This window comes from Phycisphaerae bacterium (assembly GCA_024102815.1).
GTDB lineage: Bacteria > Planctomycetota > Phycisphaerae > UBA1845 > UBA1845 > JAGFJJ01.
Genome location: JAGFJJ010000014.1, coordinates 56,616 through 72,646 on the forward strand (window position 1 = coordinate 56,616; position 16,031 = coordinate 72,646).

A 16,031-nucleotide genomic window follows, 5' to 3' on the forward strand; every position below is an offset into this window, starting at 1 on the left:
AAAAAAAAGCTCCTCCCCGCCCGGCCGCGATGGGGGCCGACTGGCAGGTCAGGAGCCTTTGATTAGCGTGAATCGCCGAATGGCTGCGGCGAATCAGCCGAGTCCCAGGAACGCCCCGACTTGCGGAGCGTACTTCACCACGAGCCCGGCAAAGACGACGCTGACCATGCTCATGAGCTTGATGAGGATGTTCAGGCTCGGTCCCGAGGTGTCCTTGAAGGGGTCCCCGACCGTATCGCCGACCACGGTCGCCTTGTGCGCCTCGCTGCCCTTTCCGCCGTAGTGGCCCTTTTCGACGTACTTCTTGGCATTATCCCACGCACCGCCGGCGTTGGCCATGAAGATGGCTACGGCGAATCCACTTGTCAGACCGCCCGCCAGCAGTCCCATGACACCGCCCACGCCGAAGACCAGCCCCACGAGCACGGGCACGATGATCGCCAGCATCGATGGGAAAATCATCTCCCGCTGGGCGCCGGCCGTGGAGATATCCACGCAACGGGCATAATCCGGGATTTTTTGCCCATTATGGACAACCTGCCCGCGGGGCCAGTTGTCCGCCTTTCGCGCATCTTCGGCGGACATGCCCTTGGTGGATACGAGGTATTCGGCCACGTGGCGGAACTGCTCGCGGCATTCAAGCATCATCTTGAACGCCGCCCGTCCCACGGCCTGCATGGTCAGGGCGCAGAACAGGAACACGAGCAAGACTCCGGCGAACATCCCGCAAAGCACCTGCGGATTCATGAGCGTCACGTCGTAATAGTCCATGTATTGCTGAAGCGAGGCCTTCCGGGCGGAGACGAGTTCCACTTCGTGGCGTTTGCCCTGCGAACCTACGATGTAACCCTTCTGAATATTGCTCATCGCTGGGTCCGGATCGGTCAGCTCTCCCTGGAGCGTCACGCTGGCCATCCCCGTTGAACCTTCGCGCCGTAGCAGCTCATCAAGTACCGGTCGAACTTTGTCGCTCATCAGGAAATAGGCATCGTAAGCCGACTCCTTCGTTCCCGGCTCAGTTTTTGACGCGAACTTGCCGTAACCCATGTAATAGATCGTGCCCAATGCGGCGTTATCAACCTCGTCGGCCTTGTCATCCACCACTTGAACGTAGGCCATGGACTCGCGGACGACGCCGATACGAACCTCCTCGACGTAGGCTGCAAGTAGGGCCAGAGCAGTCAGCGCGGCCGACCCGATGGCGAACCCCTTGCCCGTCGCCGCCGTCGTGTTGCCCAGCGAGTCCAGGGCATCGGTACGCTCGCGAACTTCCGGTGCTTGCCCGGTCATTTCCGCGTTACCGCCCGCGTTGTCCGCGATCGGACCGTAGGCATCGGTCGCAAGCGTGAACCCGAGCGTGGAGAGCATACCCACGGCCGCCAGACCGACGCCGTACAGGCCGAGCATGAATTCATGCTTGCCGCCAGCGAAGATGAACGAGGCCATAATGGCCACTATGATGATGAAGAGCGAGGCCCAAGTGCTGCGCATGCCCTCGGCCACGCCGGCGATAATGACGGTCGCCGGGCCAGTCTGAGCCTGTTCAGCGATGCGCCTCGTGGGAAGAAAGTCATAGCTGGTAAAGAACTCCGTCGATTTTCCGATGAGCCAACCCGCCGCCAGCCCCACCGTCACGGCTGACGCGACGCCGAACCAGTTCACATGCTCAATCGACCCAAGTAGAAAATAGCAGATGACGTAGGTGAGGATCAGGATGACAACGCTCGAACTGAGGAGTCCCTTGTTCAGTGCCGACATGAGCTGAGCCATGGTGGCGCCTTCCTCGGTCCTCACCAGGTTGATACCCGCCCAGATGCTGGCAATGATGCCGGCTCCGGCCACGACCATGGGCACGACCAGGAAGCGGAGCGCGTCTTCGTCCTGCGTCGCGTTGGCCAGACCGTAGGCGGCGGCAACGCCCAGCGCGGCGGTCGCCAGAATCGAACCGGCGTACGACTCGTAGAGGTCGGCACCCATGCCGGCCACGTCACCGACGTTGTCGCCCACGTTGTCGGCAATCGCCGCCGGGTTACGCGGATCGTCCTCAGGAATGCCTGCTTCAACTTTGCCGACGAGGTCGGCACCGACGTCGGCCGCCTTGGTGTAGATTCCGCCACCCACACGGGCAAAGAGTGCCTGTGTACTGGCCCCCATGCCGAACGTGAGCATGACCACCGTGATTTCGTGCAAGGACATCTCGGTGAAGATGCGGAGCACGCCGAACCAAACCGTAATATCGATCAGGGCGAATCCGACGACGACAAGCCCCATGACCGCACCCGCGCGGAAGGCAACGCGGAGTCCCTGGTTCAGACTTTCACGGGCGCCGGCCGTAGTTCGGTGTGCGGCAATCGTTGCCGTGCGCATGCCGATATAGCCACAAAGGCCACTGAAGAACCCGCCGGTGAGGAACGCCCAGGGAACGAGCCCGTGCTGGACGTGCAGACTGTACGCCATCCAGGATAGGATTCCGATGAGGAAGACGAACACGACCGCCACCACGCGATACTGCCGGAACAGGTAGGCCATCGCGCCTTCGCGAACGTAACCCGCGATGCGGATCATGTCCGGGTCGCCCTCGCTGGAATTCTTGACTTCGTTGTAGTAGCCGCGTGCCGACCAGAGCGCGATGATTCCGCAAATGGGCGCCAACCACCAGACCAGGGGAATGTGCGAACTGGTGGCGACGGATACCACCTCACCCTCACTGGACGGCGGCGTAGACAATTCGGCGGCAGGCTGGCCGACCGAGGGTGCTTGCGCGAGGGCAGGCTCCATGAAAAGGCTGCTGACGACACACGCCGCAACGGCAAACAGGCCGACGCCGGCCATAAGACGAATTGAGCGAGTCACGATATCTCCTTCCGCACTTTTCCGACTGGACATCCGACGCGCCGGACGCGGTTCGGTGAACACACCATCCGCCCCGAGCAACACCAGGATTAACCTAACTATATGCCAACACTATGCTTACGTACACGACCGGGCAATCGCCGCGCCGACGCTCCCGGCAGCGGTCGGAACTATAGCAAATCGATTCGAGCGTGCCAACTCCATAGCACCGCCCGGACTGCCCGATAGACTCGGTGGTAACCCGTCTCCCGCGTTCGATGCGCTGTTCACCCGGTTCGGACAGGTTCGGCGGTGGAGATCGACGCGGCGGCGGCTCTGATGGCGGGCACGGCTGGCGTTGCCGGCACAAGCCGTTAGGATTCATCGGCCTTTCAACGCGGGCCTGTACGGTTTCTTTCAGCGGCACAGCGGCGAGATCGTTTCCCAACGGATCCGGGAGCATTCGTCCGGCGAGTGGACCATGAACGACGTTGCTGAAATTCACGTCACGAAACTGCGGGAGTTGATCCGCGACGTAACCGACTTTCCCAAGCCGGGCATCGTCTTTAAGGACATTACTCCCCTTCTTCGAAGCCAAGCCGGGCTGTCCCTCGCCGTCGAGCACCTGACCGAGCCGTTCCGCGATCTGAAGGTGGATGCGGTCGCCGGCGCCGAGTCGCGTGGATTCATTTTCGGCACAGCGGTGGCACGATCGCTGTCCGCCGGGTTCGTCCCCATCCGCAAGCCGGGGCGGCTGCCTGCCGCCATACACTCGGAAAGCTACGAACTGGAATACGGCACGGACAGCGTCGAAATACACCAGGATGCCGTGCATCCCGGCGATCGCGTTCTCATGGTGGACGACCTTCTTGCAACCGGTGGAACGATGGCGGCCTGCTGTCGCCTGGTCGAGCGATTGGGCGCGGAAATCGTGGGTTGCGCGTTCCTGATCGAGTTGTCCTATCTTGGAGGGCGGCACCGGCTCGAGGGCTACCCCGTCCATTCCATTCTGAAATACGATACCTGATCCCACTTCGCGAAATGGCCGGCATGCGCTATGGGCAAGCCAATCTCTCCGCCGAAAGGCGCGTGGCCTTGATGTCGATGACGCTGGTCGAACGGGAGTCGATGCCGTGGGCTGGGATGCCTGGTTGACCGTCGCCACAATTGGTGTCGTGCTCGGCACACTGATCCTCACGCGCATTCCGCCGGATGTCGTGTTCATGGGGGGGCTGACGGTGTTGCTGGCGGCGGGCGCTCTTTCCCCCTCGGAGGCCCTGGCGGGACTCTCCAACGAAGGCATGGTGACCGTCGGCGTGATGTACGTCATCGTCACGGGGCTCAAGCACACGGGCGGAATCGCCTGGATCGTCTCCTCGGTGCTGGGGAGACCCAAATCCGTCATCGACGCGCAACGCCGACTGCTGCCCCCCGTTGTCGCCATGAGCGCGTTCCTGAACAATACGCCCGTCGTGGCGATGCTGATTCCCGCCGTGACCGACTGGGCCAAGAAGTATCACCTCTCTGTCTCCAAGCTGATGATCCCGCTCAGTTACGCGGCCATCTTCGGCGGCACGTGCACGCTCATCGGCACGAGCACCAACTTAGTCGTAAACGGCTTGATGAAGGGCCACGCACTGCCCGGTCTGGCGATGTTCGACATCGCGTGGGTCGGCTTTCCTTGTGCTCTCGCGGGGCTGACGTACCTCATGATTTTCGGCCGGTGGCTCCTGCCGGAGCGCCTTCCCGCCATGAGCCGGCTTCAGGATCCGCGCGAGTACACCGTGGAGATGATCGTCGAGCCCAACAGCCCGGTGGACGGCCGAACCATCGAACAAGCCGGACTCCGCCACCTCACGGGCATGTACCTGGCCGAAATCGAACGGGACGGGAACCTGCTTGTAGCTGTTTCGCCCCAGGAGCGTTTGCGCGGGGGCGACCGGCTGGTCTTCGTCGGCGTGGTGAGCTCCGTGGTGGAACTCCAGCGAATCCGCGGCCTTCAACCGGCGACAAATCAGGTATTCAAGCTGGACACTCCCCGCGACAAGCGATGCCTGATCGAAGCGGTCGTATCCAACAGTTGCCGGCTGGTCGGGCAGACTATTCGCGACGGACAGTTCCGGAAGGTCTATAACGCCGTGGTCATCGCGGTCGCCCGGAACGGCGAGCGCATTCGAAAAAAGGTCGGCGACATTATCCTCCGCCCCGGCGACACGCTCCTTCTCGAAACACTGCCCAGCTTCACTGAACAGCAGCGCGACTCGCGTGATTTCTACCTGGTCAGCCGCGTGGAGGATTCGAACCCGCCCCGCCACGATCGAATGTTCGTCGCTCTGGGAATCCTCAGCGTAATGGTCACCGCCGTCGCCCTGCAGTGGATCAATATTCTCCCGGCGGCCATGCTCGCCGCGGGACTCATGATCATCACGCGTTGCTGCACGGCCTCGGCCGCTCGGGCAAGCGTGGATTGGCAGGTGCTCCTGGTCATCGCCGCGGCGTTCGGCATGGGTAGGGCGATCGAAACCTCTGGACTTGCGGGCGTGGTTGCCACCGAATTGGCGTCCGTTGCCGGGGACAACCCCTGGCTGACGCTGGCCGTCATCTACGGCGTAACCATGCTCTTTACCGAGCTCATCACCAACAACGGCGCGGCCGTCCTCATCTTCCCCATTGCACTGGCCACGTCCGAGAGGCTCGGCGTGAGCTTCACACCCTTCGCAATTTCCATCATGATGGCGGCATCGGCAAGCTTCTCGACACCGATCGGGTATCAGACCAATCTCATGGTGTACGGCCCGGGCGGCTATCGCTTTGGGGATTACTTCCGCGTGGGCATTCCGCTCAATCTGCTGATGTGGGCGATCACCGTTCTGATCGCACCCTTGATCTGGCCGTTCCGGTTAGCTGCCTCTGTCTGAATCAGGTAGGTCGAACCAATTCGTACTGGATCTCGGCCGGCTCCGATGCCCCGCTGAACAAATCGAAGCATGGTTCGCAGAACGGAAGAAGCAACTCGACCAGCAGGTCGACCCAGTCGCGCTTAATGGCAGCGCGAGTGTCCGGATTCAAACCATTGGCCATGCGGATAAGCAACGGCGCGATGGGCCGAAGCCCGACGTCCCAGATGTGCGCCTGTGTGCGGGATATGAAAGGCACGGCCCGCTCGATGACGAGTCCCGCACGGCGGAAGCGTGCTTCCCAGGTGTCGCGATCGGCGAGCGTGGGCCAGCAGTCTGTCCGTCCCCGGCCGATGATATCCAGGAATTCCTCGCCCAGCCGAGCGTGGTGCGATTCGAGCGTATACCCGCGGAGACTGTCCAGTTTCACCTGGAGTACAATTCGCCCCCCAGGTACCGAAATTCGACGCACCTCATTCAGCAGGGCGTCGATGCGTCGCACCCAATAGGCCGCGTTGCAATAGACGAATCGTACGGAGGCGTCTTCGAATGGAAGGGCTTCATTGGCATCGTGTTCGACGAGACGCTCGTAGATGCCCAGCGGCTTCGCTCGGCGCAGTAGCGCCGACTTCGCGTCGCATCCGATTTCGAACTTCGTTGCCGGTAGCTTCTGAACCAGAGGGCGAAATTCGTCATCAATGTGGTCGAAAATGTCGTGATGCTCGGTGCGAACACGGTCCAGCCCGCCCACGGACTGGAATACGTCCCAAGCCGGATCCAGCAGCCCGCCAAGGTGCAGGAAACTGAACACGCCATCGCCGCAGCAGAGATCGAGCGCTGGGCAGGACCATTCCACGCGAGACAACATCTCGCTCCGCATCGCCATCCAGAAGGCATTTTCCGGGCGAAGCCAATAAGCGGCCAGAAAGCGCTCCAGCCGTTTACGGCGCCTCAGTGCTGAAGTTGCGATGGCGGGCGGCGGTTGCTCGAGCGACGCGGTCATCCCAGCCCGACCTCGCAGGAATGGGATTTGAGAAATGAATCAACGGCAATGGTATCCACGCGCGGCAGGGAAGCGGTTGAAAGACCGCGGCGGGCAAGCTGAGGAATCGTCGTAAACGCCTGAACAAATCCGGCAGCCTGGCAGGCAGTCTCCGCGATTTCGTTCACGCTCCCGTAGGGATACGAAAACGGACGCGGCTCCGGACCAAGAGCTTCGCGGAGTATGTCCGCCGTGCGATAGATGTCGCGTCGGCAGTCATCTGGACTCAGACGGACATACGGCTCATGACGGTAGCCGTGCCCACCGATGGTATGCCCGCGTAACATCATTTCGCGTATGTCATCCCAGCTCAGATACCACCGCCGCGCCCATCGCCGCGATGACCCGATATGCCGCTCGAAGAGCTTTTCGACAGCGCGATCGCGCAGGTCGACGGGCAACTGCATCGTAAGCAGGTGCTTAAGGCGGGCGCGCTCCCGGGTCTCATAGTGATAGATTCGGGTGGCCTCGGCATTGTCAACTCGACCCAGCCAGTCTTCCCCGGATCCGAGCTCTTGCAGCACTTCGCCAAGTTCCCGCGAAAGCGTTGCATCCCCGAGCGTTGACAGCAGTAGGTGAATGGCGTGGGCTGAGAGCATCCGCCCCTCGACCAGCGGAAGCGCCGGGACGAGAAAGGTCCCCTTCAGCCCCATGTCGTCCAGGATCGGCTGAACCGTCCGTGCATGATCCGCCAGCCCGTCGTCAAAAGTCAGCAGGAAGCTGCGTCGGGGAACGGCCGCGCGCCCTTCGAGCCAGGAATAGAAGATCGGCCAGGATACCGGCTCCATCTCCCGGCAAAGCTGCTCGATCTGCCCGCGAAACTCCGCCGCGGTCGGACCGGGAAGCGGTTCGCGACGTGGCGTCTCCGCTTCATGCACGTAGTGGTACATGACCACGAGGCACGTGGACGAATCCCGCAGGGGATGGTCACCATCCATACCGTCCTCGCGGCCCCCTTCCTGGGCATCCCAACCCCGCTGAGACCCCGCGCTACGTGGCGTGGGCCGGCGCAAGGGCTTTGCGGCCGGGATGTCCGGTGCGGTCCCCTTTCGCCAGGGAGGATCGGCAGGATGCGGAATCATATTGATCATTATCGGATCAGCCGCGATTGACCTGTAGGGCACTATGTTCCCCCTTCTTCCGCCACCGCGCCGCAGGACAAAACTGGAGTGCTCACTGCGGTCGTGCTTGAACCTTGCGGAGTGCGATAACGGATTCTCGTGGGGCCAGCAGACCGAGATCGCCGAACCGGTGGCGCGTGGGAACCAGATCCCGCGCGACGAAAATCCCGTCCACGTCCAAACCGCGAACCTCCGCCAGTTCGGCGACGTGAAGGTCGGCCGGAAAGTAGGCGTCCGAAATCCGGGCGCCACCGACAACGATCCAGCAAGGTGCTCCCACCCGAAGGACACGCAACAGCTCATCGAACACACGGGCAAGGTCGTTCAAATATTTCCCAACCAGCCGCGCCTCGCGCCTCTTTCCCTGTCCAAGAAGTTCCTCGCAAACTTCCTCCGCGGCGGCCGCCCCTGGCTCGCCCCATCCCTCGCACCGGGAAGCCTGATTGTTATCATTAGAATCCGCTCCCGACGGGCCGGCGTAATCCGACCGCGATACCGCAAACGGCGACGGACGGACTGCCTCGATCTGGGAATCCGATCCATTGGACTCGTCCGGCCCGTACCAGAACGAATACACTTGCTCGTAAGGGCCGGTCAGACCCACATAATCGTAACGCGAAACATACGGCGGCGACGTCAGGACGCCGGCCATCGACTCCTCTTCGAACATGTCCAGCCGACGCGCATCGCCGCGATGAACCGCAAACGCCCGCCGTAGCGGCATGGTCAGGTCCTCGCGCATCATCTCCGCAACAGAGTGGAGTAGTTTGCCGATGGGTTCCGCGCCGCGATTCAGCTTGCCCTTTCCGGTGTACTGCCGGGCAACGGCCAACATCAACGCGGCGTGATGCAGGGGTTCCCGCAACTGGATGGCGTAATCGCGCCAATCCGGCGAATCCGGCAAGGCTGGAAGCGGCGGAAACGGACCTTGAGACATGACTTCGTTCAGAAACACCAGCGTACGCAGCGGCTCGACGCCGGTTGCGACGATTCCCCTTCGGGCACACTCCACGACGAAGGTCCCTGACCCGCTGAAAGGGTCGAGCAAGGGTGAGAATTCGCTCGTTCCGCCTCCGCCCGCCCTGGTGCCGTCCCCCTCCTCCCGAATGAAGGTCCGCACCAGCTCAGGGGAAAACCCTTGGCGATAGGGAATCCATCGGTGGTAAGGCTCGACCACCGCACTGCGCGCCGTAACCAGGGTCGCCAGGCGCGGTTCACGCGACATGCGCCGGAACCATTTTCGCTCCAATTGACACCGGCTGCGCGTTGCTCGATCCGGGGGACTTTGGGGGCGCACGACACGACGTTTGCGGGGCATGGCCGTCAGCCTATGTCGAAGGAGGTTGAAAGGGAACCCGGGGGCGCCCGTCGCGTGCCGAAGCAGGAAAATTCAGTCCGGACAGAGATTCGGGGAAACGACCTATGAACCGCTCTTCCGGAAGTACCGATGACCTGATCGGGTGAGTCACCGGGCACCGCAGCCCGGTTTCACTTCGCTGACCCGACCGTCTGCCAGGCGTTCCAAGTCCGCAGCTCCGGGGTACGTGCTCCGGAGCGCGCCTGGCAGTTTTCCCTCCCGGAACGCCTTTTCGACGCTTCTCGATAGAACACTAACGGCGGATCGAGCGAATGAACCGCTCCACTTCCGGGATTGCTCCCTGGTAGATCAGGTAGCCGTTGTACGGCTCGCGGAGGGTCGTCTCGTGGTTAATGGGCGTGAGCATGATCCGACGGATCTTTTCGCGATCGTCGCTCTGACCCAGCGCCCAGCATAGCTTCATATAGGCGACCTCGGGCAGCATGTTCGCGGCCGGCACGACGCCCAGTTCCATGATCTCGCGCCCCGTCTCATAGACGTACATCTGCACGTAGCCCCAGAGCGTCTGCACGGTCATGTAAATGTGCACGCCTGCATCAACAGCGCGCTTGAGCGCCGGGTACAACGGCCGGTTAACATGCCCGAGCCCGGTTCCGGCAATGACAATCCCCCGATAACCCTTCTCGACGATCGCGTCGACGATGTCGGGTCTCATGTTGGGATAGTAGTAGAGGATCGTCACGCGCTCTTCGAACGCGGTGTTGATCGTCACCTCCCGATCCTTGCGCCGGCGCTTATAGTCCTTCTTGAAGGTGACGATCTCCCTGGCGTCGATTTTCGCCAGCGGAATATCGCCGATCGTGCGGAACGTCGATCGATAGCTGGAATGCATCTTGCGCACCCGCGTCCCGCGATGGAGCAGGCAATACTCGTCCGAAGTCGGGCCGAACATGCACACCATCACTTCGGCGATGTCGCTCTCCGCCGCCGCCTTCACCGCATTCATCAGGTTCAGCGCCGCATCCGAAGACGGTCGATCCGAACTCCGCTGCGAACCCACCATGACGATGGGTACGGGTGAATTCTGCACCATGAAGCTCAGCACCGCCGCGGTGTGATGCATGGTGTCCGTACCGTGACCGATGACAACGCCGTCCACCCCGTCGCGAATGGCTTCACCGATACGCTCCGCAAGGCGGATGTACTGCTCCGGCCCCATGTTCTCGCTGAACACCCCGAAGAGCTTCTCGGTGGTAAGGTTGCAGAAGTCGGCCAATTCCGGAACGGAGCCGTAGAGTTCGCCGGGAGAAAACGCCGGAATGACCGCACCGGTACGATAGTCCAGTCGGCTGGCAATCGTCCCACCGGTCCCGAACAGCGTGACATTCGGCTTGGAAGGGTGAAACGGAAACTGCTTCTCGGGAATCTTGTAGTGCGCTTCCCGCCGGCCGTGCTCGATCATGCTCGACACGGAGTCGGCCGCAATGCCCACGTTGTACCCGCTGTCCAGCTTCAGCACGATGTGCCGTTCGTCGGAGGTTTCCGATCGCGGCAGGATCAGCCCACGAAACCGCCCCCGCGCCGTCTCGACCTCCACGTCGCTCCACACGCCGACGCGGAAGCGCTCGAGCACCGCCTGCCCCACGCCGCGATAGCCGTTGTTGCTGCTCTTGCTCATGCCTTGGTCTTTGTCGCGGCCGCCCGCGATCCACCCGCCGCGGCAATACGGACACCCGTCTCCATCAAAACAGGTTGCACTTTCCGAGATAACTCCCGCCCGCCGACGAGCCCTCGCCACGAACGCATGAGCTGCCCCATGACGAACCGCCGCCGGTGCTCCTCGCTTGGGAACGATCGGCCGACGCTCTGGGCGATCGCATCCCGAACGCCGGACGCCACCTCCGCTTCGGACGGCGCCGAACCAAGGTTCGCCACGATGTCGTTGACAGCGGCACCATTCTCGTACGCGCCCTTCTCGCCGGAACGCGCTTCGACTACCTGCCGCAGAACGGAGAAAACACCTTCCGGGGCAAGTCGTGCCTGGGCCACCATCGCCAGCACGTCGAGCAAATCCTTTTCAGACAGCAAGCGCACATCGAGACCCGATCGGCGTAGCGCTTTGAGCCGCTGCGTAAGAACAACCGCCGCGAACACCGGCGGAACATGATGCTCGCCCACGGCCCGATCAAACACCTCCGCGTAGTCCGACATGATCAGCGCGTCGATCAACGCGTCCGTCAGCCCCAGCTGGCGATACCTTGCCTCACGATCCCAGACGAATTCGGGCATGTGGCCGCGAATGCTCTCGAGCTGCTTTTCATCAACCTTCAACGGCGGCAAGTCCGTATCCGGATACATCCGCTCTGCGCCGGGCAGCACACGCTCGAAGCCGTTGGTGCCGTCCTTGAGCGCCTGGCGCGTGTCCGGCGGAATGCCCTGCGTCGCTTCGCGGGCACGGATCATGATCTCCTCGCAGGCGGTGATCGTGTCCCGCTCCGGGCCCCACACGAGCATCAGGGCATCGCCGGGGTCCGCATCCAGCGCCTTGAACAGACGCTGCCAATCCCGCACCAGCAACGTTTCCGATGCCGTGTCGGAGTGGGCGATGTTGGGCAGCCGCGTCAGGCAGGCAATAACGCGGACACGGTCCGAAAACTCCTTGGCAAACGTCGTGTGTTCCTGCGTCGGTTCGTTGAGCAATCCGGCAAACCGCCGCAGCGCGACGCAACGGACTCGCTCTCCCGCGGAAACAGCCGACTGAATCGGAACGTAACTTGTCTTGGCCACGATGCGCGTCACGTCGGCATGGTCGGTAGACAGGTTTTCCGGCGTGACGCCTCGCTGTGCCAACTGGTCCCGAATATGCAAAAGCGAACACTGCCGCCGGGCCTCGTTGTAGACCAGCCGGGGAATCCGCCACAGTTGCGGCACGCCTTTGATTTCGATCCGCGTGCCGCCGGTCACGCTGACGTTGACGTCCTGTCGCACGGCACCGTACCCCGTGCGAACCTTGCCAGTGCTCCGGCAGAGGCGACGGATGATCTGGCCGACCTCGTACACCTCCTGCGGGTTGACCATGTCCGGCTCGGTGACCACCTCGATCAGCGGCATCCCCAGGCGGTCCGTCAGGTATACGCGATCGTGTCCGACATCGGACACCTCCCGGCAGGAGTCTTCCTCCAGTCCCAATTGCCGGATCCGGACGCGGCGATCCTTGTAGGGCATCCAGCCGTCCACGCCCACGATGGTGGTCCGCTGGAATCCGGTGGGAATCGACCCGTCCAGATACTGCTTCCGGGCAATGTGCAATTCGTCCACCATGTTCAGCCGTAACAGCAACGCGATTTCCAGGGCGATGCTCAACGCCTCATCGTTCAGGAAGAATGGGGGCGTGTCGTCGAATTCGTAGGTGCAGACGGTATCGCGGTGCAGGCGATAGTAGATGTTCTTGCGCGTCTTCTTCTCCATCAGGGCGGTGCCGTCGTACTCGCCAAGTTCGGAGAGCGTCGGCCGCATGTGCCGCAGAACTTCCGCGTCATACTCGCTGCTGTAGCGGCCGGCCGGGCAGCGGCAGAAGAGCTTGGTCTGCGTGAGGATCTGCCGATGCACCTCCAGACCGCAACGGAAGCCGATCGCGGCGTAGTCCTGCTCGGTCATGTGCTCAAAGGGCTTGAACGGAAGAGGCAACAGGCGGCTCCTGAGGCCGTAGCGCGGGTCGGAGCACGTCCGCACCGGCCTGACGCGGGTCGGGAATCACTCGAGGCGGATTCTAAATCGCCTGATAGGTGCGGGCAAACGGCGTGCCCGCCGGTGACGGATTGAAGATATTCACCGGGCAGCCAATCCTCGGCAGCCGCAGACAATGCGGGGCAGTCCCCATTCCTGTTGCCCGTTGCCGCTTCCTACACCTCCACGGCCACGGCCCGGCGGATCGTCGCCCGCCGCTCCGACTCCCCCTGACCGATGCCCAGTTGCAGGACACGACCGGCGCTGTCGGAAATGTTGCCGAGGTGGCGCTGGATGGCAAGGGCATCGATTTCCTCACTCTCTTCGGGAAGCGCGTGGTCCTCGAAACCGCCCATCAGCGTGAACGACGCGATGTTGGACTGGGTCTGGGCGATGCCCGACATGGCCCGGTCCCATTCGGCCAGGCTGAGGTCACCGCTGCGGACGAGTTCGCGGAGGTCCAGAAATTCAGCCGCGAGAGTAGGGAGCTTGATCTCCGTCCCTCCCATAATGGTCAGGAAGAACTGGGTAACGGGTTTGGCGTCCTCACGGTTTCGCGATCTTGCCGCCAGAATCTGCCGGGCCACCGTGGGCATGACCAGCTCCGCGCCACCCATGAACGTGATGAAAATCCGTTTATCCGGCCGGAGCACGCCCCCGTGCCCGCCCATGATGGCAACCTGGATCATCTCGAAACTCCTTCCCGCGACTCGCGGAACGCATCCTGGAACAGTTTGTCATTCGGTGCCGGGTGGGACAATATTTCGTCATCCTGTCCCTCCGGGGATCGACAGGCGTCCTCCGAGCCCGTTTGAAGCACCCCTGATCCCCTTGGCTCGTCTGGTCCGTATTTTGCCTGTAATCTATCCGTTGCACGGATTCGCCGCACGGGTACGTGCGACCTCGGCGCGGCCGGCGGCAGCGGACTTGCCGCCCTCGACTTCGATCCCGTTCCCCTTTCGAGAGGACTCCCATGAAGAAGATTCGCCTGTTCACGCCCGGTCCCACGATGGTTCCCGAAGATGTCATGCTGGAGATGGCCCGCCCGATGGAGCACCATCGCACGGCCTACTACCGCGACCTGCACAAGGAGCTGCACGGCTACATGCAGTACCTGTTCCAGACCAAGGCGACCTGCCTGACCTTTACGGGCAGTGGGACCTCGGCGGCCGAGGCGGCGATCGTGGGTTGCTGCCCGCCGGGTCACAAGGCGCTGGTCATCCGCAACGGCAAGTTCGCGGAGCGCTGGGCCAAGGTGTGCGCGACCTTCGGCATCGAGCACACGACCGTCGACCTCGAGTACGGCCACGGCGGCAAGCCCGAACATGTCAAGAAGGCAATGGACGCCGACCCCAAGATCGACACGGTCATCGTGGTTCACAGCGAGACCTCGGCCACGGCGCTGACCGACGTCGAAGGCATTGCCAAGATCACCCGCGATCGCGGAGCGCTACTCATTGTCGATGGCATTACCGCAGTCGGCACGATCCCCGTGAAAATGGACGAATGGGGCGTAGACGTGTACGTAACCGGTTCACAGAAGGCACTGATGCTCCCGCCGGGACTGGCTCTGGCAGCCGTCAACGACAAGGCCTGGAAACGGATCGACTCCGGCAAGATGCCCACGCTTTACAATGACCTCAAGGCCTACCGGAAATCCCTGGAAACCTGGGATGCTCCCTTTACGCCGAACGTCGCCCTTGTTCGTGGGCTCATGTTCATTCTCAAAAAGGTCAAGGAAGTCGGACTCGAGCATATCTGGGCGGAGACGGCCATGCTCGCCAAGGGCATGCGCGCCGCGACGGAGGCGCTGGGCCTGAAGCTCTTTGCCGCCGACCCGGTGGATTCGGTCACAGCCATCGCCGTCCCCGCAGGACTCGACGAGGCCAAGCTCCGCAAGACCATCCGTGCCAAGTACGGATTCCAGATCGCGGGCGGTCAGGGCGATATGCAGGGCAAGATCTTCCGCTTCTCCCACATGGGCTGGGTGGACGCGTTCGACACGCTCGGCGCCATCTCCGCATTCGAAATGTGCCTCGCGGAGCAGAATTTCTCCTTCAAGCAAGGCGCGGGTGTCGCCGCGGCCCAGGCCGTGTTTGCAGAGGGATACAAGAAGCTGGCGTAACACCGTCGCAATCTGACTCGCGGCCTCGGACTCGAAAGGGTCTTGGTTCAGGACTTGGCCATTTGCGCGCCGGCCACCGTGCGGCACGGATGAAACTCATGCGCGGCAGCCCCCGGAGGATCGGGCCGATGGGGCGCACAAGTGCGTCCCCATTGCCTGCCGCGGTCGTCTGCGGTATACGCACGCGCATGAAGCTCCCCATGCGCCAATTCGTATGTATGCTCATCGCCGGTGTGGCGATCGCTTCCATCGGGTCCGGGTGCGCCTCGAATCGCATCCGCGCGCAGCTCATGCGCGAAAAAGACGAGCTTCAACTGGAGAATGCCGCCCTCGAACGGCAACTGAAGACGTGCCGCGAGGCGAAGCAATCGCTCAGCACTCAGGTCGAGAATCTGCAGAACTTTCCTCCGGATCGCCCGATCACGTTGTTCTCGCCGGTGCGGATTGAGATCGCCTCCCTTTCCGGGGGTACCGATCTGGACGGCAAGCCCGGCGACGACGGAGTAAACGTCTACGTGCGTCTTTTCGACAAGGAAGGCGACACCGTGAAGGCCCCCGGCCGATTGACCGTCCAGATCCTGGACCTGGAGAACGCAGGCAATCCACGCTCGCTTTGCGTTCGCACCATCGCATCCGAGCAGGAACTGCGCGAGTCCTGGTACGGACGCTTCGGAACGAACCACTTCAAAGTTGTATGTCGGCTTGATCCCGATGGCTCCCCGCCGCGTACCGATGAGGTCGGCGTTCGCGTCGAATTTGTTCCGTATCTGACCGGCGTCCCACTATCGACTCTCGGATCGGTTCCGTTCACGCGCGCCCCTCGATAAGTTCATCCGATCGCTTAAGCGTCTTTGCCGCTGACCCGCGGCGCCCCGCACCGAGTCACCGAAAGGCTGCGAGATGACGTTGGAATCGCCGGTTCATGCTTGGCGCGAACTGAACCGATGTCTAAAATAGTCTCAGCGGAAAC

At 62.3% G+C, this 16,031-nt stretch carries 11 protein-coding genes; 4 read left to right on the plus strand and 7 right to left on the minus strand.

What is annotated here, in order from left to right; all coding sequences use genetic code 11:
* Positions 1–93: 93 nt before the first annotated feature.
* Positions 94–2,778 (minus strand): sodium-translocating pyrophosphatase, encoded by a 2,685-nt coding sequence (locus J5J06_04370; protein MCO6436304.1) that lies wholly within the window; start codon positions 2,776–2,778, stop codon positions 94–96.
* 535 nt (positions 2,779–3,313) lie between these two features.
* On the opposite strand from J5J06_04370, the gene J5J06_04375 reads away from it, so the two are divergent.
* Positions 3,314–3,859, plus strand: a complete 546-nt coding sequence (locus J5J06_04375) for an adenine phosphoribosyltransferase (protein MCO6436305.1) — start codon at positions 3,314–3,316, stop codon at positions 3,857–3,859.
* A 106-nt stretch (positions 3,860–3,965) separates the two neighbouring features.
* Complete coding sequence (locus J5J06_04380) at positions 3,966–5,750, plus strand: SLC13 family permease (GenBank protein MCO6436306.1); 1,785 nt, start codon at positions 3,966–3,968, stop codon at positions 5,748–5,750.
* Between the two features lies 1 nt (position 5,751).
* Here the strand turns inward: J5J06_04380 and J5J06_04385 are convergent, their stop codons facing one another.
* The 6 genes from J5J06_04385 to J5J06_04410 form a co-directional block, all read right to left on the minus strand.
* On the minus strand, positions 5,752–6,732 hold the full coding sequence (locus J5J06_04385) for a methyltransferase domain-containing protein (GenBank protein MCO6436307.1): 981 nt from the start codon (positions 6,730–6,732) through the stop codon (positions 5,752–5,754).
* Positions 6,729–7,862: a polysaccharide deacetylase family protein gene (locus J5J06_04390; protein ID MCO6436308.1), complete on the minus strand. Its 1,134-nt coding sequence runs from the start codon at positions 7,860–7,862 to the stop codon at positions 6,729–6,731. Before J5J06_04390 ends, J5J06_04385 begins: the two co-directional genes overlap by 4 nt.
* 82 nt (positions 7,863–7,944) lie before the next feature.
* Entirely contained in the window at positions 7,945–9,117 is a 1,173-nt protein-coding gene (locus J5J06_04395; GenBank protein ID MCO6436309.1) for a hypothetical protein, read from the minus strand.
* A 385-nt stretch (positions 9,118–9,502) separates the two neighbouring features.
* A complete protein-coding gene (gene gatD, locus J5J06_04400) occupies positions 9,503–10,888 on the minus strand; it encodes a Glu-tRNA(Gln) amidotransferase subunit GatD (protein MCO6436310.1) in 1,386 nt (461 codons plus the stop codon).
* Positions 10,885–12,897 (minus strand): Glu-tRNA(Gln) amidotransferase subunit GatE, encoded by a 2,013-nt coding sequence (gatE, locus tag J5J06_04405; protein ID MCO6436311.1) that lies wholly within the window; start codon positions 12,895–12,897, stop codon positions 10,885–10,887. Before gatE ends, gatD begins: the two co-directional genes overlap by 4 nt.
* Before the next feature lie 215 nt (positions 12,898–13,112).
* Positions 13,113–13,625 (minus strand): hypothetical protein, encoded by a 513-nt coding sequence (locus J5J06_04410; GenBank protein ID MCO6436312.1) that lies wholly within the window; start codon positions 13,623–13,625, stop codon positions 13,113–13,115.
* 284 nt (positions 13,626–13,909) lie between these two features.
* On the opposite strand from J5J06_04410, the gene J5J06_04415 reads away from it, so the two are divergent.
* Both J5J06_04415 and J5J06_04420 read left to right on the plus strand, forming a co-directional pair.
* The gene (locus J5J06_04415) at positions 13,910–15,061 is read left to right on the plus strand and encodes an alanine--glyoxylate aminotransferase family protein (protein ID MCO6436313.1); all 1,152 of its coding nucleotides are present in this window, start codon (positions 13,910–13,912) and stop codon (positions 15,059–15,061) included.
* A gap of 200 nt (positions 15,062–15,261) precedes the next feature.
* Entirely contained in the window at positions 15,262–15,888 is a 627-nt protein-coding gene (locus tag J5J06_04420; protein MCO6436314.1) for a hypothetical protein, read from the plus strand.
* The last annotated feature ends 143 nt before the right edge of the window (positions 15,889–16,031 follow it).